Genomic DNA, 20,055 nt, shown 5'->3' on the forward strand with positions numbered 1-20,055 from the left:
GAGGGCGCTTCGAACGGTCGCCGGAACCCGATTCCGGGCTCGCCCCTCGCCCCTCGCCCCTCGCCCCTCGCCCCTCGCCCCTCGCCGACTGAGCGAACCGCGCGGCCGCCGGTTCGGCAAGCGCCGGAAGGGACCGCGGGCGGACGGATTCCGGGGCCCCTCCCCCTCCCCGTGCCCACCCTCCGCCTACCAGCACACCGAATACTCGTAGAAGCTCTGTGTCGTTCCAGGTCCCCGGCGGCCTGGCCTCGGCCGCCGGGGCCATTCCTCGTCGTCGGTCGGGACGGCTACTCGGTGAGGACCGGCCCGGCCCGGGAGACGGCTCGGGCCGGGCCGAGGGCCTGCGGGATGCCGGTCGGCGTCGCGGTGACGTACACCGTCACCTCGAGGCCGCTCACTTCGCACCGGACGAACTCGGCCGAGGTCCTGTCCACCATCGCCTCCGCGGCCCCGCACGCCTCGTTCTCGCCGAACAGGACCCGCGCCGCGCCTGCCAGGGCCGCCGCGTCCGCCGCGCCTTGGGCGCGATGGCGGGCCGCGCCGGCCTGGCCGATCGCCGTGAACGCCACCGCGGTGGCGACCAGCGCCGCTGCGACCCCGGCCGCCAGGACCGTCGCCGAGCCGCGTTCGCCATCGCGAGGCGGCTCCGGGCGGCGGCGGTCCCGTGCGCTCAGGCGGGGACCGATGCGGACGCGGCTCATCGGACCAGCCCCGGTTCGAGCGGTGCGACGGCCGTCGCGGTGATGGTCATCGACGGTGTCAACGGTCCGAGCGGCCGGGTCCCCGCCGTGACCACCACGCGGGCGACCTCGCCGTCGTCGGAGACGGCGACCGACGCGCCGTCGGGCAGGTAGACCGCCGCGATCGCCTGGGCGTCCTCGCCTCGCGCCGCGGCGATCACGGCGCTGTTGGCCGCGTCGATCGCCCTCACCTTCAAACCGATCGCGGACACCGCCCACAAGCCGAGCGCCAGGACCGCGACCACCGCCGGAAGCGCCGCGGCCATCTCGGCCGTGACGAAGCCCCGCTGGCCCGGATCGTCGCGGCTCCGGTGCCGCCGGTTGGGCGGGCGCCCCCGCTTCACTGGCGCCCGCCTGGTCGTCGCGCGGCTCCGCGGCTTCATGAGAGGGCCCGCTCGACCAGGGACTGCAGGGCGCTTTGGACGGGCCCGGAGGTGAGCACCTTCAGGAGCACGCCCGCGAACGCGACGGCCGCCAACGTCCCGATGGCGTATTCGGCGGTGCTCATCCCGCTCTCCCCGCGCATCCGGGAGGCGAACCTGCCGCCCCAGCTCGGTTTCGCGATGGCGCGCATGCGGCCCGGGCGCCACTCGTCGGGCTCCTCGGGGCCCGGTCGGCGGTAGCGGGAGGCCGGGCGGTCGTCGGGGACCTGCGGTGCTTCCGAGGCGATCGGCGTGCGGGCGCGGTTCGGGCCCGGGCACCAGGCCGGGTCGCCGGCGGCGGTCGGGTCGGTGCTCTCGATGTCGGCGTGCTCGGCTTCGGGTTCCTGCCGGGGCGGCCGGCATCTCGGGGCGCCGCAGCCCTCGGTGCGGCAGGCGGGCCGGCGGCCGGGGTCGGGCCGGCACGCGGTCTGGTAGGCGCCGGGCCGGCCGGGAGACGGGCGGCGGGTCGGCAGGGCGATCGTGGTGTCGGTGTCGGTGCGCATGGCGTTTCCTCTCTTCGGTTTTCGTGTCGGTCTGGTCAGAGGCCGGGGGCCAGGGTCTCGGCGACGACGCCGAGCACCACGGGCCCGATCCCGGCGATCACGAACGCGGGCAGGAAGCACAGGCACAGCGGGCCCACGAGGGCGACCGCGGCGCGTCCCGCGCGTTCTTCGGTCCTGGTGCGCTGCTCGGCGCGGAGGGACGACGCGAGCTGCTCGAGTCCTCCCGCCATGGCCGCGCCGGTGTCGCCGGAGCGGTCGAGGTGGCGGGCGAGGCGGTCCGCTCCCGGGAGCCGGCCGAGTTCGGGGAGCGCCTCGGACGCGGTGGCGCCGAGGTGGATCGCTCCGGCGAACCGGTTGAGGCGGTCGCCGATGTCCGGGTCGTCGGCGTCGGCTACCGCGAAGGCGACCTGCGGGAACGGTGCGCCGGAGCGGAGCCCGGCCGCGATGAGGTCGAGCGTCCACGGCCACGACGGCGCGAGGCGCTCAGCCGCGGTCCGCTCGGCGCGGTCGGGGTCGGGTCGCAGGAGCCGGACGGTGAGCCACCAGGTCGTGAAGCCTGCGACGATGCCGACCGGTCCGCCGACGGCGATGGCGGCGGCGACGCCCGCGAGCGGGCCGATGAGGTGCCGGTGCATCATGCGCCTCCCGTGCCGACCGAGCCGATGATCGCGCCCGTCCAGGCGACGCCCGCGGCCTGCAGTCCGATCGCGGTCGCCGCGGCGGCGATGCCGAGCGGGTTCGCGAGGAGGTACGCGAGCGCTCCGGCGCCGAGCATCTCGCCGAAGCCGATACCGGCCACCGGGAGTGCGATGAGCAGTGCGGCGGTGGTGCGGATCGACGCGGTCTGGGCGTGGGCCCGGGCGGCGGCCTGCTGCGTGTCGCGGAGGTGCTCGGCGAGCCGGCGGCAGAGTTCGGCCGCGGGGGCGCCCAGGTCGGCGGCGATCGTGAGCGCGGACCGGAGCCGGGCGGCGGTGGCTTCGGCTTCGGCGGGCCAGTCGGGTTCGGCCGCGGCGAGGGCGCGGACCGGGTCGGTCCCCGCGGCGAGGTCGGCCGCCAGGTAGGCGACCGTGTCGGCGGCGGCGCGGTCGGCCTCGCGCCGGCGTCTGCGGCACAGGGCCCGGTGCCGGGCGGTGACGGCGGCCGCGGCGTAGACCGCGGCGATCGCCGCCGCGGTGGCGGCCGCGAGCGGGCCGAGGCCGCCCTGGTGCCGGTACCCGGCGAGCCAGGCCGCGAGCAGTGCGGCGGCGAGGGCGACACCGGCGGCGGTGGTCTTGGGCCGGTAGGTGATCAGGGCGTTGGCGATGGCGGTCATGCGGTTCGCTCCCTCAGTAGGCGTTCGAGGATCCCGGCGGACGGTCCCGGTCCGTGGCGGGTCCAGGCGGCGGAGACGGTGAGCCCGGCGGCGCTGGGACCGGAGTCGATGACGGCGATCTCGGTCGCCTGGCGGCCGGCGCCGGTGCGTTTCAGGTGGACGACGACGCGCAGGGCCGCGACGAGCTGGGCGTGGAGCCCCGCGCGCGGCAGGCCGTGCGGGAGCGCGAGTGCTTCGAGCCGGGCGGGCACGTCGGCGGCGGTGTTGCAGTGCAGCGTCCCCGCGCCGCCCTCGTGGCCGGTGTTGAGCGCGCCGAGGAGTTCGACGACCTCGGCGCCGCGGCACTCGCCGACGACGATCCGGTCCGGGCGCATCCGCAGGGCCTGGCGGACCAGGGCCGCGAGGTCGACCGCGCCGGCGCCTTCGACGTTCGCCGGCCGGGATTCGAGCGTGAGCGCGTGCGGGTGGTCGAGGGCGAGTTCGGCGGCGTCCTCGACCACGACGATGCGTTCGTCCGCGGGCGCGTTGGACAGCAGGCTCGCCAGCAGCGTGGTCTTGCCGCAGCCGGTCCCGCCGGTCACCAGGAAGGGAAGGCGGGCCCTGATCATGCGCAGGAGGAGGTCGGCCATGTCGGCGGTGAGCGTGTCGGCCTCGACCAGCTGGGTGAGCGTGAATGCCTTCGACCGGTGGGTGCGGAAGGACAGGTACGGGCCGTCGGTGGCGATCGGCGGGAGGACGGCGTGGAAGCGGGTGCCGTCCGGGAGGCGCACGTCCGCGTACGGGCTGCCGGCGTCGAGGCGCCTGCCCGCCGCCGCGGCGAGGCGGCAGGCGAGGGAGCGGACCGTGTCGGCGCGGCCGAGCCGGAGGTCGGTGCGGCGCAGGCCGTCGCCGCGGTCGGCCCAGACGCCGCCCGCGCCGTTGACGACCACGTCGGTGACCGCGGGGTCGTCCAGGAGCGGTTGGAGCGGGCCGGCGCCGATCAGGTCGCCGCTCAGCGCCTCCGAGAGCCGCAGGAGCGACGTCTGGTCCGGCGGCGCGGCCCCGGAGGCGCGCAGGGCCCGCACGATCTCGGCGGTGCCGGAGGCGGCGTCGCGGCTGCCGGGCCGGGACTGGGCGGCGAGTTGGCGCCGGACCTTGTCCAGCAGTTCGAGGCTCATCGGACGGCGCCCGTCCGGCCGGCGAGGGCGAGGTCGCGGCGGGGGCGTTCGCGGCTGAGCTCCCCGGTGAGGTCGCTGATGCCGCGGGCGAGGCGCCCGCGCGGGACCCGGCCCTGGCGGAGCAGGACCGGCAGGCGCCGGTCGGTGGGGATCGCGCCCCACACCGGCGGTTCGGACCAGTCCGCTTCGAGCGGCCCGTCCCAGGCGACGCCCGAGGGGCGGGGCCGGGCGTCGCCGCGGAGGACGACGCCGAGGTGGGCGTTGTAGAGGCCGTAGGCGGCGGTGACGCTGCGGGCGGCCTCCCAGGAGCGGTCGCCCGGGCCGATCGCGACGGCGACCGAGCGGGCGGCGGTGGCGGCGCGGACGCCCGCGTCGGTGCGGGCGCGGGGCAGGTCGACCACGACGAGGTCGGCGGCGAGGCGGGCGGCGCGCAGGACCTGGTCGAAGGCGTCGGCCGGGACGTCGGCGGGGTTGCGCGGGTCGGGGCCGACCAGGTGGAGGCCGCCGCGGCGCGGCAGGCCGTCGAGGAGCCGCTCGGGTTCGAGGAGGCCGGTGCCGCCGGTGAGGGACGGCCAGCGCCAGCCCGGTTGCGCGGCGAGTCCGGCGGCGGCGTCGATGCCGCCGCCGGTGTGGTCGAGGTCGATGAGGACGGTGCGCCGGCCTTCGCGGGCGGCGCTCGTGGCGGCGGCGAGGGCGAGGGTGGAGGCGCCGGCGCCGCCGTGGCCGGCGACCGTGGCGACGACGGGTGCGGGTTCGGTGTCGAGGGCGGTGCGGGTGAACAGGTCGATGAGCCAGGCGTCGGCGCCGGGGAGGGCGATGACGCTGGCGGCGCGCATCTGGATGGCGAGGGGCCAGAGCATGGAGGCGTCGGTGGAGTCGGCGCCGAGCCAGGCCATGGTGGTGCAGAGGATGAGGTGGTCGCGGCCGGGGAACTCGCAGGCGATGCATTCGGGGGCGAGGTCGGGTCCGACGAGGACCATGGGGGCGCGCATCCAGGCGCTTTCGGCGTCGAGGGGGTGGTGGACGCGGCGCAGGGGGTGGCCGGCCGCGGCGGCGAGCGGGACGACCTCTTCGGCGAGCCGGTCGTCGGCGGTGACGAGGAGGGATTCGGCGGCGGGTGCGGCGGTGGCGGTGGTGCGGTCGAGTGTGGCGGCCATGGTTGCTCCTACGCTGTGTGGTGTTCGCGTGACTTGGAGCAACCTTGACCGGTGCGGCCGGAAACCGGCAAGGAGGAATTTCCCGCCTGTGGATAACCTCCGGTCCCTGGCGTGCCGGGCCTGTGGACGACCGCCTGAGGCGAGGGCGTCTCGGGTCCTGGGACGCCGAGAGGGACCGTCCTGGCGGGACGGTCCCTCGGGTGCGTTCGCGGTTCCTATTCGGGGCGGATGCCCCAGACGCCGAACCAGGCCTCGCTGGGCGAGAGCTCGATGAGGTCCTCGCCGGTGGCGAGGGCGTTCGGCGGGCAGGTGGTCGGTTCGATGGCGACGGAGGCGCGCTTGCGGTCGCCTTCGAGGCCGTCGGAGGTGTAGATGTGGACCCAGCCGAACGACTCGTCCATCCAGACGGTGACGGCCTGTCCGGAGACGGGGTCGGCCAGCCGCACTTCGGCCTTCCCGTCGGAGCCGCGCTTGAGGTCGCCGTAGGCGTCGTCGATGACGAGGTCCTTGAGGACGGTCGGCTCGACGAAGTCGGCGGGTCCGGAGCCGACGGGGATGCTCTGCTTGTCGAGCTTGAGCTTCTTGCCGGCCGGGACGTGGAGGGTGGCCTCGTCGATCCGCTCGAGGGAGCCGGGGAGGAGGTACGAGTGGGTGCCCATGCCGAAGGGGGCGGTCCTGGTGCCGGGGTTGGACACGGTGTGGGCGGCGCGGAGGCCCCCGGGGCCGACCGACCAGCGGGTGCGCAGTTGGAGCGTCCAGGGGTAGCCGAGTCGGGCGGGGAGCCGGCATTCGAGCGTCACGGAGGTGTCGGTGACGTCGACGGCGTTCCACTCGGCCCAGGCGACGAAACCGTGGAGCGCGGTGTTGGTCTCGATCTCGTTGACCGGGAGCTGGTAGTCGGTGCCGTCGAAGGTGTACTTGCCGTCGCGGACGCGGTTGGGCCAGGGGGCCAGGACGTGCCCGGACCAGCCGGGGGCGAGTTCCTCGTCGCCGTAGGTCATGACCACCGGACGTCCGCGGTAGGAGTACGAGCGCACTCCGCCGCCGACAGCGACGATGGTGGCCTCGTGGTCGTTGTAGGCGATCACCCATTGCTCGCCGGACAGCGCCATAGGGGTTACCTCCATGTCGTTATCGATGGGCTGGATGTGCTTTGACGTTAGCTCATGTCGGATGACCTGCGGCACGCATGTCGATGTGGGCGAGATCGCAGGAAACCGTTGAAACCAACAAGACCCATTATCGAAACCCTCCCATCGAAACCGACAATACCGGACAAATACCCAGGCTCACGAACCTTGTCTCATATTTTGCGCCACTTCTGTACCGGCATTCAGGATCACCCCCGCGCCGCGGGCACTTCCGTCCCGGACCGCCTTGAGGCACCATTTCCAGATAACTACGAACCGTCGCCTCCCGGAAGCCCCCGGTCGGCAACCACAGGGACAACACACTCAGGAGTACAACGATGTCTGAGTTCAAGCCCGGCCTCGAGGGCGTCATCGCCTTCGAAACCGAGATCGCCGAGCCTGACAAGGAGGGTGGTTCGCTTCGCTACCGCGGGGTGGATATCCAGGACCTGGTAGCGCAGAGCACCTACGGCGACGTATGGGGACTCCTCGTCGACGGGAAGTTCGGGAGCGGCCTGCCCGCCGCCGAGCCCGTGCCCGTCCCGGTCTCCTCAGGCGACACGCGAGTCGACGCCCAGGCCGCCGTCGCCATGCTGGCCCCCTACTGGGGCCTCAAGCCGCTGCTCGACATCGACGACGAGACCGCCCGGGACGATCTCGCCCGGGTGTCGGTCACCACGCTGTCGTTCATCGCCCAGTCCGCCCGCGGCTCCGGCCGCCCGGCCGTGCCCCAGTCGGAGATCGACAAGGCCGAGACCATCACCGAGCGGTTCATGCGCCGCTGGCGCGGCGAGCCCGACCCGGCGCACGTCAAGGCCGTCGACACGTACCTGATGTCGGCCGCCGAGCACGGCATGAACGCCTCCACCTTCACCTCCCGCGTGGTCGCCTCCACCGGCGCCGACGCCGCCGCCGCGATCTCCTCCGGCATCGGCGCGCTCTCCGGCCCGCTCCACGGCGGCGCCCCCTCCCGCGTGCTCCACATGATCGAGGGCGTCGAGAAGTCCGGCGACGCCGCCGGCTACGTCAAGAACCTGCTGGACTCGGGCGAGCGCCTCATGGGCTTCGGCCACCGCGTCTACCGCGCCGAGGACCCGCGCTCGCGCGTGCTCCGCGCCGCCGCGAAGGAACTGGGCGCCCCGCGCTACGAGGTCGCCGAGGCCCTGGAGTCCGCGGCCCTCGCCGAGCTGCGCGCCCGCAAGCCCGACCGCGTCCTCGCCACCAACGTCGAGTTCTGGTCCGCGGTGCTCCTCGACTTCGCCGAGGTCCCGCCGGAGCTGTTCACGCCGATCTTCACCTGCGCCCGCGTGGCCGGCTGGAGCGCCCACATCCTCGAGCAGAAGAAGCTCGGCCGGATCGTGCGCCCGTCCGCGACCTACGTCGGCCCCGGCCCGCGCGGCCTCGACGAGGTCGAGGGCTGGCAGTAGCCCGCAAGCGCCGAGAGCGGCCCGCGCCCCACCCCGGGGTGCGGGCCGCTTCGCGCTCCCCGGCGTCCGGATAGGATCGGCCCGGAACCCCGGACCACCCGAACGAGACGCCACATGCCCTCCCGGCCACCGCAGCTGCGCCGCCGCGACCTCCTGGTCGGCGGTCTCGCCGGGCTGGCCGTGACCGCCGCGGCGGCCGAGAGCACCCGGTCGGTGTGGGACGCCGCCTCGGGCGCGACCTTCCCCGACCCGCCCCGCACCGGGCCCGTCCACCTCCAGATCGGCGCGCACGCCGACGACTGCCTCTACTTCCTCAACCCGCGGATCGCCCGCGTCCTCGAGGACGGCGCGAACCTGTGCACCGTGGTCCTCACCGCCGGCGAGGCCGACGGGCGCAACACCTGGGACACCGCCGCGCCGGTCGACTACGCCGGGTACGCCGCCGCGCGCGGCAACGGCCTGCGCCGCGCCTACGCGCTCATGGCCCTCGGCGACCCCGACGCCCCCTGGGACCGGCGCGGCGCGACCCTCGGCTCCGGTCAGGACGTCGAGCTGTGCGTCCTGCGCGACCGCCCCGAAGTGCACCTCGTGTTCTGCTCGCTGTGGACGAACCTCGGGCGCGTCACCGGCGACTTCACGCGGCTCCTGGCCCTGTGGGAGGGCCGGCTCGATGCATCGGCGGTCCTGCCGCCGGCCGGCTCGCCGCTCGCCTCGGAGTCCACCGTGGACCGATCCACGGTCCGGGCCACCCTCGTCGAGCTGCTCGAACGGTACGCGCCGGCCGCGGTCAACACGCTCGACCCCGACCCGGACCCGGTCGTCGGCGCAAAGCTCGGCGCCGAGCAGCCCGGCTTCTCCGACCACATCGACCACACCGCCGCCGCGCTCTTCGCCTGGGACGCCCTCGCCGCCTGGGGCGGCGAGGCGACCGTCGAGTCCTGGCGCGGCTACTACAACCGCCGCTGGCCCGGCAACCTCGGCCCCGCCGACCTCGAGGCCAAAGGCGGCGCCCTGGACGCGTACGCGTGGTCCGACGGCGCCGGCTGCGACCACGCGCCCGGATGCGGCGACCGCCTCATCGTCGGACCCGGCGCCGGCATCACCTACGGCCACGGCACCCACCCCCGCTACACGCAGGCGCTCGCGGCCGTCGACGGCGCGACCGCGGCGGCCGTCCGCGGCGGCCGGGCCGCGATCCACCGCGGCGGCTGGGAGGACCTCGGCGGACCGGTGCTGCTGCCCTCGCTCGCCGGCGCCGGCCACCGCCTGTACGCGGTCGGCCCGGTGTTCTCCCGGGACCCGGACGGGCATGTGCGCGACCTCCACTGCCTGGACCTGGAGACCGGCGCCTGGGAGAACCTCGGCAATCCCGCCGGGTCCGGCGGGGACGCGCGCACCGTCGGGCAGCCGGCCGCCGCCGACGACGGCACCACCGCGGTCGCGTGCCTGCGCCACCCCGAGGGCGGACTCGCCGTCCGCGTCCGCACCGGCGCCGGCTGGGGCGCATGGGCCCGCCTCGACGGACCCGCCGTCCACGAGGCCCCCGCCGCGTTCGGCGCCGCGGGCGCCTTCACCATCGTCGCCGCCACCCCCGGCAACACCGCCGCCTGGGAGGGCGACGGGACCACCTGGACCCACCGCGACCTCGACCTGCCCGGACCCGACGGCGCCGTCCATATCCCCGCGAGCGCCGTCACCGCCGTCCGGGCCCCCGACGGGCGGGCCGTGATCGCCTCCCGCGCCGCCGGGAGCAGCGACGTCGTCCTCCACTTCGGACGCGGCGAGGCGTGGACCGGGACGCTCGTCCCGCTCGAGGGCGGCATCCTCGCGCCGTCCCTCGCGATCGGCCCGGACGGGTCGCTCGCGGTCGCGTGCGACGACGGCAGCGGCGCCCCCGCGGTCCTCGTCCTCGACCTCGCCGACCTCGACCACGGCGGCCCGTACACGCTCCTGTCCAGGCCGTGGACCCGCGGCGACGTCACCGTCCTCAAGCGCCCCGCTGCCGCCTTCGGCGCCGACGGGACCCTCCGGCTGTGGGCGCTCGGCGCCGACGGCGGACTGTGGACGGCCGAGGCCGCGCCCGGGGCGCCGCCGCCGGTCGGCTGGGAGCCCGCGGCCTGACCTGCCGCTCCGCGCGTCCCAGCCTGCGGCCGGGCCGGGCCCGCGCGATCACGCCCCGCAGGCCCGGGTTTACAGTGAGGCCCAGGACCGACGAGAACGGAGCCGTACCGTGACCGACCAGATCACCATCCCCGCAGAGCTGCTGCCCGCTGACGGGCGCTTCGGATCCGGCCCCTCCAAGGTGCCGTCCGAGGCCATGCGCGCGCTGTCCGGGCTCGGCGGGTCCGTCATGGGCACCTCCCACCGCCAGAAGGCCGTGAAGTCGCAGGTCGGGCGCTTGCGCGCCGGCCTCGCCGAGTTCTTCGGCCTCCCCGACGGCTACGAGGTCGTCCTCGGCGTCGGCGGCGCGACCGCGTTCTGGGAGGTCGCCGTGTTCGGCCTCGTCGACGACCGGGCCCAGGCCGCCAGCTTCGGCGAGTTCGGCTCGAAGTTCGCCAAGGCGATCAAGATCGCCCCGCACCTGGGCGACCCGACGATCGTCACCGCCGAGCCCGGCACCGCCGCGTACCTGTCGTTCGAGGAGGGCGTGGACGTCTACGCCACCCCGCACAACGAGACCTCGACCGGCGTGGCCGTGGACGTCAAGCGCATCCCGCACGAGGGCGCGCTCATGCTCCACGACGCGACCTCCGCCGCCGCGGGCCTCCCGGTCGACCTGACCGAGACCGACTGCTACTACTTCGCGCCGCAGAAGGGCCTCGCGTCCGACGGCGGCCTGTGGATCGCGATCCTCAGCCCCGCCGCGATCGAGCGCGCCGAGCGCATCGCCGCCTCCGGCCGGTACATCCCCGCGTTCCTCGACCTCAAGACCGCGATCGACAACTCCCGCAAAGAGCAGACGTACAACACCCCGGCCGTGGCCACGGTGGTGCTCGCCGCCGAGCAGGTCGACGCGCTCAACGCCGCGGGCGGGCTCGACGCCGCCGCCAAGCGCTGCGCCGAATCGGCCGGGACGATCTACTCCTGGGCCGACGCGAGCGCGTTCGCCACGCCGTTCGTGACCGACCCCTCCCTTCGCTCCAACGTGGTCGCCACGGTCGACTTCGAAGGCGTCGACGCCGCCGAGATCGCGAAGGTCCTTCGCGCCAACGGGATCGTCGACACCGAGCCGTACCGCAAGCTCGGCCGCAACCAGCTCCGCATCGCCACCTACCCGGCCGTGGACCCGGCGGACGCCGCCAAGCTCACCGAGGCCATCGACTACGTGGCGGGCAAGCTCGCCTAGCGGCGGCAACCGGCTTCGGCCGGCCGGGCGGCCCGGCACCCGCATGCCGTGCCGCCCGACCGAGACGACCGTACCGGCGGCCACCGACAATCCCGGAACGACGACAGCGCACCGCGAGGGCCGGGCCGCACAGCGGCCCGGCCCTCCGGTTCCAAGGGGCCCGCCGGCCCGGGGACGCAACGACCCGCGCCCCGGGACCCGGCTCAGATCAGCCGGCTCAGAAGCCGAGCCGGCCGTAGTCGCCGAAGGCCGCCTCGACGTCGTCGATGTCGATCCCGTACCGCGACAGGTGGTACTCGTGGCTGCGGCGCATCCCCGGCCGGGCCAGCACCCGCTCCAGGTTGCCCTCGTCCTTGGGGGTCCAAGGCATCCCGAGCCGGTCGAACAGCTTGGGCACGAACGCGTGCGGGTCGGCCGTGAGCGAGTGGTACGGCACGTCCACGAACCGCTCCCGCGGCGCCGCGGCCCGCACCCGCCGGGCCGCGTCGACGCCCTTGGAGAGGATGTCGAGCCACTCCGGGCCGATCGCCTCCGGATCGTACGAGCGGTGGTGCAGCGCCCGGCCGGTCTCCACAAGGGAGCACCACGAGCCCATGACCGTGGCCGGGTCGCGGTGCATCCACACGATCGTCGCGTCCCCGAACACCTTCAGCAGCACGTCCAGGTTGAACAGGTGGAACGGGCACTTCAGGATCCACCGCCGCCGCGGCCGGTTCCACTGCAGCACCTGCAGGACCCGCTTGAGGTGCTCGTAGTCCGGCGTGTAGTCGCGCTCCTCGATGAAACGGCGGTACCCGGGCATCGGCGCGCGCGTGTAGAACCCGTACCCGTGCGGCAGCGCGAACACGCACTCCTCGGGCTGGAGCGCGTCCATCGGGTGGATGAGGTCCCACACCGGGGACGCCTTGCTCGCCAGCGACGCCATGGTCTGCGCGTCCTTGATGAGCTTGTCGCGCAGCTTCGCGTCGATGTCGCCGCGGTGGGTGTTCATCAGCTCCCACATGAGCGGGGCCCGGTTGCCCTCCGGTTCGATGAGGACCTTGTGGGCGAGCGTGGTCGCCGTGCGCGGGAGGCCCACGACGACGACCGGGCGGTCCACGGGCTCGGCCGCGATCTCGGGCTGCTCGGCGATGAGCCGCTCGACGCGCAGGTGGTTCGTCATCCGCCGGGTGAGGTCGTCGAGGTAGCCCTGCCAGCCGATCATCGACAGGGTCTCCTGCTTCGCGACCTGCCGCAGCAGGAACCGGTACGAGTCGATGAACTCCGGCGCGGTCGAGGCGTCGCTCTCGGCCTGCCGCTCGGCGCGGCGCACCATCCCGTCGAAGACCCGGTCGACGTTGCGCCGCTGCCGGCGGACGTGCGGGGCGCTGATCGTGTTGACGGCGGTGAGCCAGTGGGCGGTGCGTCGCATGGGGTCCTCCTCGGGGTACGAACACGAGGAGTTTTTCATGCGCAGGGCGCCGATCGCGTTCGGCTACATTGAAACGGTGAGAGAAGCCCCCGACCGCCGCGACCTCCGGCTGCTGCCCCAGCTCATCGAGCACCAGCGGGTGCGCACGACGCCGGTCAAGGCGAGCGACTTCGCGATGCCGGCCGCGACGCCGAGCGCCGGCTCCGCGTCGGCCCAGCGCCTCACCTTCGACGACGGCTCCCACTTGTTCGCGAAGTTCAGCGAGGGCCGCGCGCCCGGCTACCTGGCCGCGGAGGCGAACGGGCTGCGCTGGCTCGGCGAGGCGACCGCGGCGGCGGTCCCGGTGCTGTACGCCGACGACGCGATGCTCGTCGAGCCGTGGATCGAGCCGGCCGAGCCGACCCGCGAGCACGCCGCCGGGCTCGGCCGCGAGCTCGCGCGCATGCACGCGGCCGGGGCGGAGCGGTTCGGCGCGCCCTGGCGCGGCTACATCGGCGAGACCTTCATGGACAACGACCCGGCCGGGTCGACGTGGGCGGAGTGGTACGCGGCGAGGCGGATCGAGCCGTACCTGCGGCCGTCGCGCGACAACGGGGCGCTCGACGCGGAGGACGTCGCGGCCGTCGAGCGGCTCGCGTCGCGGCTCGGGGGGCTCGCCGGGCCCCCGGAGCCGCCTGCGCGGGTCCACGGCGACCTGTGGTGGGGCAACGTCCTGTGGGGGGCCGAGCGGGCCTGGGTCATCGACCCGGCCGCGCACGGGGGGCACCGCGAGACCGATCTGGCGAACCTGCGGCTGTGGGGTGGGACACCGCTGCTCGACGCGATCCTGGCCGGGTACGCCGAGGCCGCGCCGCTCGCGGACGGCTGGGAGGAGCGGATTCCGCTGCACCAGGTCTTCCCGCTCCTGGTCCACACGACCTTGTTCGGCCGCGCCTTCCGCTCCCAGCTCATGGGACTCGTGTCTCACTTTACGAAACTGTCATAGTGGGGGACTACGCTCGAAGCATGCCTGCACCGATCCCCGCACCCGGCGCCTCCGAGCGTCCGCGCGCCGGCGGCCTGCGGGACCGGCACGGCCGCGTCGCCACCGACCTCCGCGTCTCCCTGACCGACCGGTGCAACCTCCGCTGCGCCTACTGCATGCCCGAGGCCGGCCTGCCGTGGCTGCCGAAGCCGACGCTGCTGACCGACGCCGAGGTCTCGCGCCTCGTCCGCATCGCCGTCCGCGACCTCGGCGTGCGCGAAGTGCGCTTCACCGGCGGCGAGCCGCTGCTGCGCCCGGGCCTGGTCGACATCGTCAGGGACGCCGCGGCCGTGGATCCGCGGCCCGAGATCTCCTTGACCACCAACGCGATCGGCCTCGACCGGCTCGCCGGGGCGCTCGTCGGCGCCGGGCTCGACCGGGTGAACGTCTCGCTCGACACGCTCGACCCGGGCACGTTCAAGGAGCTCGCCAAGCGCGACCGCCTCGAGGCGACGCTCCGCGGCATCGAGGGCGCGGCCGCCGCCGGGCTCGCCCCGGTCAAGATCAACACCGTGCTCATGCGCGGCGTCAACGACGCCGAGGCCCCGGCGCTCCTGCGGTTCGCGCTCGAGCACGGCTACGAGCTGCGGTTCATCGAGCAGATGCCGCTCGACGCCGCCGGCGTGTGGCGCCGGGACGAGATGGTCACCGCCGCGGAGATCCTCGACCGGCTCCGCGCCGAGTTCGACCTGGTGCCCGACCCGGCGCACCGCGGCTCGGCCCCGGCCGAGACGTGGCTCGTCGACGGCGGGCCGGCGAAGGTCGGCGTCATCGGCTCGGTCACCCGCCCGTTCTGCGGCGACTGCGACCGCACCCGCCTCACCGCGGACGGGCAGGTCCGCAACTGCCTGTTCGCGCGCGGGGAGACCGACCTGCGCGGGCTCCTGCGCGAGGGCGCCTCGGACGCGGAGGTCGCCGACCGCTGGCGCGAGGCGATGTGGGGCAAGCTCCCCGGGCACGGGATCGACGACCCGTCGTTCCTGCAGCCGGCCCGCCCGATGTCCGCGATCGGGGGCTGAGCGTGGTCACCGTGCGGTACTTCGCGGGCGCGAAGGCGGCGGCCGGGCGCGCCGAGGAGCAGGTGGACGCCGCCGACGTCGGCGAGCTCACGGCGGTCCTGGCCGACCGGCACGGACCCGCGCTCGGCAAGGTCCTCTCGGCGTCGACGCTCCTGGTGGACGGCCTGGCCGCGAAGGACCCCGCGACGGCGCTGCCGGCGGGGGTCACGGTCGAGGTGCTGCCGCCGTTCGCGGGCGGATGAGTCCGCGACCGCGGGCCGGGAGCGAAATCGGGGACGGGACCGGGAGCCGCTGGCTCGCGGGCGTCGCCTGTCTGCGAGGATGCATAGGTGCGCCGTCCTGATGAACGAAAGCAGCCGCAGGTGGCGTCCCCGCTGTTCGAGCTCTCGGCCGAAATGCGGACCACCGCCGAGCGGCGCCGCCGCTCGCACCGGCCCCACTCCACCTACGTCCGCGAAGCCGTGCCGATGCCCGAGCCGGCGCTGACGACGCGGACGCCCGACCCGTGGATGGAGTCCGCGCCGCTGCTGACCGGCATGGACGAGGTCGGCGCGGGCCTGCTCGACTCGCTGGACGCGATGCAGCGCGTCGCCGCCTCCGCCGGCCGCGGCCCCCTGCTCATCAACGCCTCTCCCGGCACCGGGAAGACGCACCTGCTCATCCGCCGCACCGCCTACCTGGTGCAGGAGCTCGGCGTGCCCGCCCGGCAGTGCCTGGTGCTGGCCGCGTCCGCGCCGGGCGCCGCGCGCATCCGCCGCGAGCTGGGCGCGCTGCTGGGCCGCGAGGCCGCCGCGATCGCGGTCGCCGAGTTCGGCGACTTCGCGGCCGCGTCCCCGCCCGAGCTCGGCCACCTGTTCATCGACGACCTGCCGCGCATGCCGATGCGGCTGTTCCGCCAGCTCACCGAGCACCGCGGGCCGGAAGCGGACGTGACCGCCACGGGCGACCCGGACTCGGCGCTGACGGCCGGCGAGCCGGCCGCGTTCGCGGCGTTCGCCGATCAGTTCCCGCAGGCGCACGTGATGCGCCTGTCGCGCAACCACCGCAGCCCCGCCGCGGTCCTCGTCGCCGCCTCCCAGGTGATCGAGCCGATCAGCCGCGTCCCGGGCCGCCTCGTGCAGCCCGAGCGCCCGGCCCTGGAGGGTTCGGGGATCGGCCGGTTCTTCGCGGTCGACGCCGACGACGAGAAGCGGTTCGTGGCGGTGCTGACCGATCGGCTCGCCGAGCTCGGGGTCGCCGACGACGAGTTCGCGGTCATCGGCCCGGACGGCATGTCGGTGGCCCAGGCCGCCGACGGCGAGTACCGGGTGGTGTGCCTCACCGGTGTGACCGCCGAGGACTGGCCGAACACGGCCGCCGCGCGGCGCGAGCTGTACGTCGCGCTCAGCCGCACCAGGGACCTCGCCTACGTCTCCCACACCGGTTCCGGATCGCCCCTCCTGGCCGATGTGGACCAGGGCCTGTTCAGTCCATTCGGGATGGTTCCTCAGATCCGCTCGGGCCCTGAGCAGCCGCGACTGCTGTAGCACGGGCGGTCCGACCACGCGGAGTTCCCGCGCGGACACGAAGGCATGGGACACAATAGGCGGGTAACCGCCGTCTCACGCTGGGAGCCCCGATGGAGCACACCGAAGAGGACACCGTTCCTCTGCACCGGCCGGATGCTCCCGCCTGGTCTCCGTTCGCGCCGCCGGAAGTGAACGCCCGGCACGCGTCGGGCCAGGGCTCCGAGGGCCCGCGCGCCGCCGACCACGTGCCGAGCGCGCCGCCGCCTCCCGCGACGCCGATGCCCGGCGCCCCGCGGACCGCCGCGGACTGGCCGACGCCGCCCTCGCAGGGTCCGCAGCCTTCGCAGCCCTCGCAGCAGCCTGCGCCGCAGCCGCCGCCCCAGGGGCCGTCGCACCTGCCCGCGCGGGTCCCGGTGCCGGTGTTCCCCGACCACCCGGGCGCGCTCGAGCGGGTCGGCGTCACCGCCGACGACTTCGCGTCCCGCCGGGTCGTGCCGCCGCGCCCGCCGGTCGCCGAGACCGGCCTGCGCGGCGCCCTGCACCGGCTCAGCCTCGGCGTCATCGCCCTCCCTCCGGGCCCGCGCGAGCAGGCCCGCAACCGCGCGGTCGAGACGGTCCGCCGCAACTTCGGGGGCCTGCGCCAGGTCACCGTGGTCAACCCCAAGGGCGGCGCCGGCAAGACCGTCGCGGTCCTCATGCTCGCGATGACGTTCGGCCGCCACCGCGGCGGCTACGTCCTCGCCTGGGACAACAACGAGACGCAGGGGACGCTGGGCATGCGCGCCCAGCAGGACTTCCATGTGCGCACCGTCCGGGACCTGCTGCGCGACCTCGACCACTTCAAGGGCCCGACCGGGCGGATCGGCGACCTGTCGCAGTACGTGCGCGCCCAGGGCGGCGCGATGTTCGACGTGCTCGCCTCGGACGAGTCGGCCACGGCCGGCGAGATGCTGACCGCGCAGTCGTTCGGCGACCTGCGGGAGGCGGTGTCGCGGTTCTACAAGCTGATCGTCGTCGACACCGGGAACAACGTGCGGGCCGCGAACTGGCAGGCGGCGATCGACGCGACCGACCAGCTCGTGGTGACGATGTCGGCGCGGAACGACTCGGCGGAGACCGCGGCGAGGATGCTCGACCACCTGGAGCAGACCGGGCGGCGCGACCTGGTGCGCGGCGCGGTGTCGGTGGTGTCGATGCCGGCCCACCGCAAGGACGTGGACCTGCCGGCGGTGCAGCGGCACTTCGCGGCCCGGACCCGGGCGGTGCTGCTGGCGCCGTACGAGAAGCTGCTCGACTCGGGCGAGCCGATCCGCTACGACTCGTTGAGCAAGGCCTCGTCCGCGGCCTGGCTGCGGATCGGCGCGGCGGTCGCCGAGGGGCTGTAGGAGGCGAGGAGGTCGACCAGGCCGGCGGTCGCGTCGGCCAGGCGGCCGTCGTCCTCGTCGGCGCGGCCGGTGACGAGGGCGCCCTGGACGAAGACGAGCGCGGTGCGGGCGAGTCGGTCGGGGTCGGCGGCGGGGGCGATCTCGCCGCGCTCGACGGCGCGGGCGAGGATCGCGGCCAGGTCGCGCTCGAGGTCGTTCCAGGCGTCCTGGACGCGGCGCATGGTCGCCGGGTCGTCGGCGAGCTCGACGGCGGCGCGCACGATGAAACCGCCCTCTTTGGACTGCCGGACGACGACGTCGAGGAGTTCGCCGATCGCGCCGAGCACCCCGTTCTCGGGCTGCTCCGCGTCGCGGTCGGCGGCGCGGCGGGCTATCGCCCGCAGTTCGGGCTCCGTGTCGTCCCTATATCGCTGCAGCGCGGTGATGTAGAGCTGGTGCTTGGATCCGAACGCGGCGTAGAGCCCGGCGCGGTTCATGCCGGTGGCGGCCACGAGGTCCGACATGGAGGTGGCGGAGAACCCCCGGTCGAGGAAGACCCGTGTCGCAGCGCGCAGGACTCTGTCCAAATCGGCGTTCTTATTTCTGCTCACGTTGTGCACCGTATCGACACCCGGTGCTACGGGTCAATAACCGCAAGGCGGGAGTTGATTCACGTGGCGCGAGTGAACGGTCGCACTGCGGAGGCGGTCGGCTTGACACTGCTCGCCCTCCCCCGCGAGAATGAGGCCAAACTGAACAGGCGCCAGGCGGGGGAAGTCCGGTGAAAGGCCGGCGCTGACCCGCAACGGTAGTCGCGGTCGTCCCAGGACGACAACCGAGCACCCTTCTTCGTGAACGCCCGGTCCACCCGCGTGAGCCCGAATGCCCGCCGCGCCCCAGGAAATGTCAACGCCTGTCGTGGTCTACAGGCGCTTGCGGCGCAGCCGCCTGCCCGAAGACCCACTCGCTCTAGGAAAGGTCAGGCAATGCGCCACCTTGCCGGCCGCCTGCTCACCGCAGCGGCCCTGCCCGTCACCCTGCTCACCGTGGCGGCGCCCGCCCACGCCCAGTCCGACGCGTTCGCGCAGCCCGCCGAGGCGGCCGCGTCCTGGCTGGTCGCCCAGTCCGACGGGACCTCCTGGAACCAGGACCCGTCGACGTCCCTCGACGCGGTCCTCGCGCTCCTCGCCGCCCGCGTCGGCGGCGACCAGGTCGAGACCACCCTCGGCTGGCTCAACGACCCCGCGGTCCTCGACCCGTACGTGAACACGACCGCCGACGGCGCGGCCGGGTTCAACGCCGGCTCGGCCGGGAAGGTCATGTACGCGGTCGCGACCGCCGGCGGCGACCCCACCGACTTCGGCGGCGTCCGGCTCGCCGACGAGGTGACCGCGTCGCAGACCGCGAACGGCAACTACGGCGACGGGACCGCCGACTCCACCGCGTGGGCCGTGCTCGGCCTCTCGCGCACCGACACGCCCGCCCCCGAGACGGCCGCGGCCGGTCTCGCGGCGGTCCAGTGCCCCGACGGCGGGTTCAGCTACGCGGACGCCGACGGCGGGGACGACTGCGTCTCCGACCCCGACACGACCGGTCTGGCCGTGTCCGCGCTGGTCGTGCTCGGCGAGCCGGCGGCGGCGCAGCTCGAGTCGGCGTTGGCGTGGCTCGAGGGCGCGCAGGGCGAGGACGGCGGCTTCGACGGCGGCTTCGGCGCGAACGCGAACTCGACCGCGATGGCCGCGCAGGCGCTCCTCGCCGCCGGCAGCGACGAAGCGGCCGCGCAGGCCGTGGCGTTCCTGCTGGCGCTCCAGTTCGACTGCACGGGCGAGGCCCCGGGCGCGTTCATGTACACCGACCCCGAGGACCCGGACTTCGGCGAGGCGACGCGCCTGCTGGCGACCGCCCAGGCGATCGTCCCGGTCGCGGGCCAGGACTTCGCGACGCTCGACGCGTCCGGCGCCGCCGCCGACGTGCCGGCCGACGGCTGCGAGTCCTCGGTCGCGGGCGAAGCGACCCCGGCCGAGGAGGACTCCGGTTCGGCCTCGTGGCTGCCCTGGGTGATCGTCGCCGCCGTGGTCGTGGCCGGCCTCCTGATCCTCGGGTTCGCCCTCCGCGCCCGCCGCGGCGGCGCGGACGCGGCTCCGGCCGACACCGCCGGCGCGGACACGCCCGCCGCGGGCGCCGAGATCGGCGACGAGACCGGCACCGCCGGCGGGACCGCATCGGACGCCTCCGGCGCGAACGCCGACAGCGAGCCCGCTTCGGACGAGCCGGCGGGCGGCGACGAGGGCAAGGACAAGTAGCCCCGCCCGTGTTCCGACACCTACGACGCGCAGGCGGCGCCCGCCCGTGTTCCGACACCTACGACGCGCAGGCGGCGCCCGCCGATCCGGCGGGCGCTGCCTGCGCACTGCCGCGCCCCCGTGCCGTCCTCGGCTCCACGGGCGCGGCGATCGGACACGCCCCGCCCGCCACAGTGCCGGCGTGCCCGGTGCCGACGCGCCCGGGGCCGGCGTGCCCGGTGCCGCACGGCCG

18 protein-coding genes and 1 pseudogene are annotated in these 20,055 nt (G+C 74.8%); 9 read left to right on the forward strand and 10 right to left on the reverse strand.

The features are described from left to right. Positions 1-287: 287 nt before the first annotated feature. The 8 genes from GFD30_RS25035 to GFD30_RS25070 all read right to left on the reverse strand — a co-directional run bounded on the left by GFD30_RS25035 (position 288) and on the right by GFD30_RS25070 (position 6,418). Complete coding sequence (locus tag GFD30_RS25035; protein ID WP_153027882.1) at positions 288-701, reverse strand: Rv3654c family TadE-like protein; 414 nt, start codon at positions 699-701, stop codon at positions 288-290. Next, positions 698-1,084, reverse strand: coding sequence for a TadE family type IV pilus minor pilin (locus tag GFD30_RS25040; RefSeq protein ID WP_153027883.1), 387 nt, complete (start codon positions 1,082-1,084; stop codon positions 698-700). The genes GFD30_RS25035 and GFD30_RS25040 overlap by 4 nt, the downstream gene beginning before the upstream one ends. A gap of 35 nt (positions 1,085-1,119) precedes the next feature. Continuing rightward, complete coding sequence (locus GFD30_RS28345; protein WP_153027895.1) at positions 1,120-1,314, reverse strand: DUF4244 domain-containing protein; 195 nt, start codon at positions 1,312-1,314, stop codon at positions 1,120-1,122. Between the two features lie 386 nt (positions 1,315-1,700). Then, complete coding sequence (locus GFD30_RS25050) at positions 1,701-2,303, reverse strand: type II secretion system F family protein (RefSeq protein WP_153027884.1); 603 nt, start codon at positions 2,301-2,303, stop codon at positions 1,701-1,703. Then, a complete protein-coding gene (locus GFD30_RS25055; protein ID WP_153027885.1) occupies positions 2,300-2,977 on the reverse strand; it encodes a type II secretion system F family protein in 678 nt (225 codons plus the stop codon). The genes GFD30_RS25050 and GFD30_RS25055 overlap by 4 nt, the downstream gene beginning before the upstream one ends. Next, positions 2,974-4,134 carry a TadA family conjugal transfer-associated ATPase gene (locus GFD30_RS25060; RefSeq protein WP_153027886.1) on the reverse strand — a complete coding sequence of 387 codons (1,161 nt, stop codon included), beginning with the start codon at positions 4,132-4,134 and terminating at the stop codon, positions 2,974-2,976. Before GFD30_RS25060 ends, GFD30_RS25055 begins: the two co-directional genes overlap by 4 nt. Next, positions 4,131-5,291: a septum site-determining protein Ssd gene (ssd, locus tag GFD30_RS25065; RefSeq protein ID WP_153027887.1), complete on the reverse strand. Its 1,161-nt coding sequence runs from the start codon at positions 5,289-5,291 to the stop codon at positions 4,131-4,133. Before ssd ends, GFD30_RS25060 begins: the two co-directional genes overlap by 4 nt. Positions 5,292-5,506: 215 nt before the next feature. Then, positions 5,507-6,418 carry an aldose 1-epimerase family protein gene (locus GFD30_RS25070; RefSeq protein WP_227997062.1) on the reverse strand — a complete coding sequence of 304 codons (912 nt, stop codon included), beginning with the start codon at positions 6,416-6,418 and terminating at the stop codon, positions 5,507-5,509. Between the two features lie 341 nt (positions 6,419-6,759). Here GFD30_RS25070 and GFD30_RS25075 point away from each other — a divergent pair, with 341 nt between their 5' ends. From GFD30_RS25075 to serC, 3 genes are all read left to right on the forward strand, one after another. Further along, a complete protein-coding gene (locus tag GFD30_RS25075; protein WP_125248306.1) occupies positions 6,760-7,848 on the forward strand; it encodes a citrate synthase 2 in 1,089 nt (362 codons plus the stop codon). 114 nt (positions 7,849-7,962) lie between these two features. Further along, positions 7,963-9,969, forward strand: coding sequence for a PIG-L family deacetylase (locus GFD30_RS25080; protein ID WP_153027888.1), 2,007 nt, complete (start codon positions 7,963-7,965; stop codon positions 9,967-9,969). A 109-nt stretch (positions 9,970-10,078) separates the two neighbouring features. Further along, positions 10,079-11,194: a phosphoserine transaminase gene (gene serC / locus GFD30_RS25085; protein ID WP_322633601.1), complete on the forward strand. Its 1,116-nt coding sequence runs from the start codon at positions 10,079-10,081 to the stop codon at positions 11,192-11,194. A gap of 217 nt (positions 11,195-11,411) precedes the next feature. On the opposite strand, the gene GFD30_RS25090 is transcribed toward serC, so the two are convergent. Next, positions 11,412-12,605, reverse strand: coding sequence for a sulfotransferase family protein (locus tag GFD30_RS25090; RefSeq protein ID WP_153027890.1), 1,194 nt, complete (start codon positions 12,603-12,605; stop codon positions 11,412-11,414). A 37-nt stretch (positions 12,606-12,642) separates the two neighbouring features. Here GFD30_RS25090 and GFD30_RS25095 point away from each other — a divergent pair, with 37 nt between their 5' ends. The 5 genes and pseudogenes from GFD30_RS25095 to GFD30_RS25115 form a co-directional block, all read left to right on the forward strand. Beyond that, on the forward strand, positions 12,643-13,590 hold the full coding sequence (locus GFD30_RS25095) for a fructosamine kinase family protein (RefSeq protein ID WP_153027891.1): 948 nt from the start codon (positions 12,643-12,645) through the stop codon (positions 13,588-13,590). 20 nt (positions 13,591-13,610) lie between these two features. Further along, entirely contained in the window at positions 13,611-14,648 is a 1,038-nt protein-coding gene (gene moaA / locus GFD30_RS25100) for a GTP 3',8-cyclase MoaA (RefSeq protein ID WP_153027892.1), read from the forward strand. After that, positions 14,645-14,890, forward strand: coding sequence for a MoaD/ThiS family protein (locus tag GFD30_RS25105; protein WP_153027897.1), 246 nt, complete (start codon positions 14,645-14,647; stop codon positions 14,888-14,890). The genes moaA and GFD30_RS25105 overlap by 4 nt, the downstream gene beginning before the upstream one ends. Positions 14,891-14,977: 87 nt before the next feature. Next, a complete protein-coding gene (locus GFD30_RS26475; RefSeq protein WP_322633603.1) occupies positions 14,978-16,174 on the forward strand; it encodes a UvrD-helicase domain-containing protein in 1,197 nt (398 codons plus the stop codon). A 71-nt stretch (positions 16,175-16,245) separates the two neighbouring features. Further along, positions 16,246-17,541 (forward strand): annotated as a pseudogene (locus GFD30_RS25115) (MinD/ParA family ATP-binding protein); the annotation flags it as partial. On the opposite strand, the gene GFD30_RS25120 reads toward GFD30_RS25115, so the two are convergent. Beyond that, positions 17,469-18,131: a TetR/AcrR family transcriptional regulator gene (locus GFD30_RS25120; RefSeq protein ID WP_153027893.1), complete on the reverse strand. Its 663-nt coding sequence runs from the start codon at positions 18,129-18,131 to the stop codon at positions 17,469-17,471. The pseudogene GFD30_RS25115 and the gene GFD30_RS25120 sit on opposite strands and share 73 nt — an antisense overlap. A 375-nt stretch (positions 18,132-18,506) precedes the next feature. Here GFD30_RS25120 and GFD30_RS25125 point away from each other — a divergent pair, with 375 nt between their 5' ends. Beyond that, positions 18,507-19,823 carry a prenyltransferase/squalene oxidase repeat-containing protein gene (locus GFD30_RS25125; protein WP_153027894.1) on the forward strand — a complete coding sequence of 439 codons (1,317 nt, stop codon included), beginning with the start codon at positions 18,507-18,509 and terminating at the stop codon, positions 19,821-19,823. The last annotated feature ends 232 nt before the right edge of the window (positions 19,824-20,055 follow it).

Origin of the sequence: Glycomyces albidus, assembly GCF_009451885.1 — a bacterium.
Classification (GTDB): domain Bacteria; phylum Actinomycetota; class Actinomycetes; order Mycobacteriales; family Micromonosporaceae; genus Glycomyces; species Glycomyces albidus.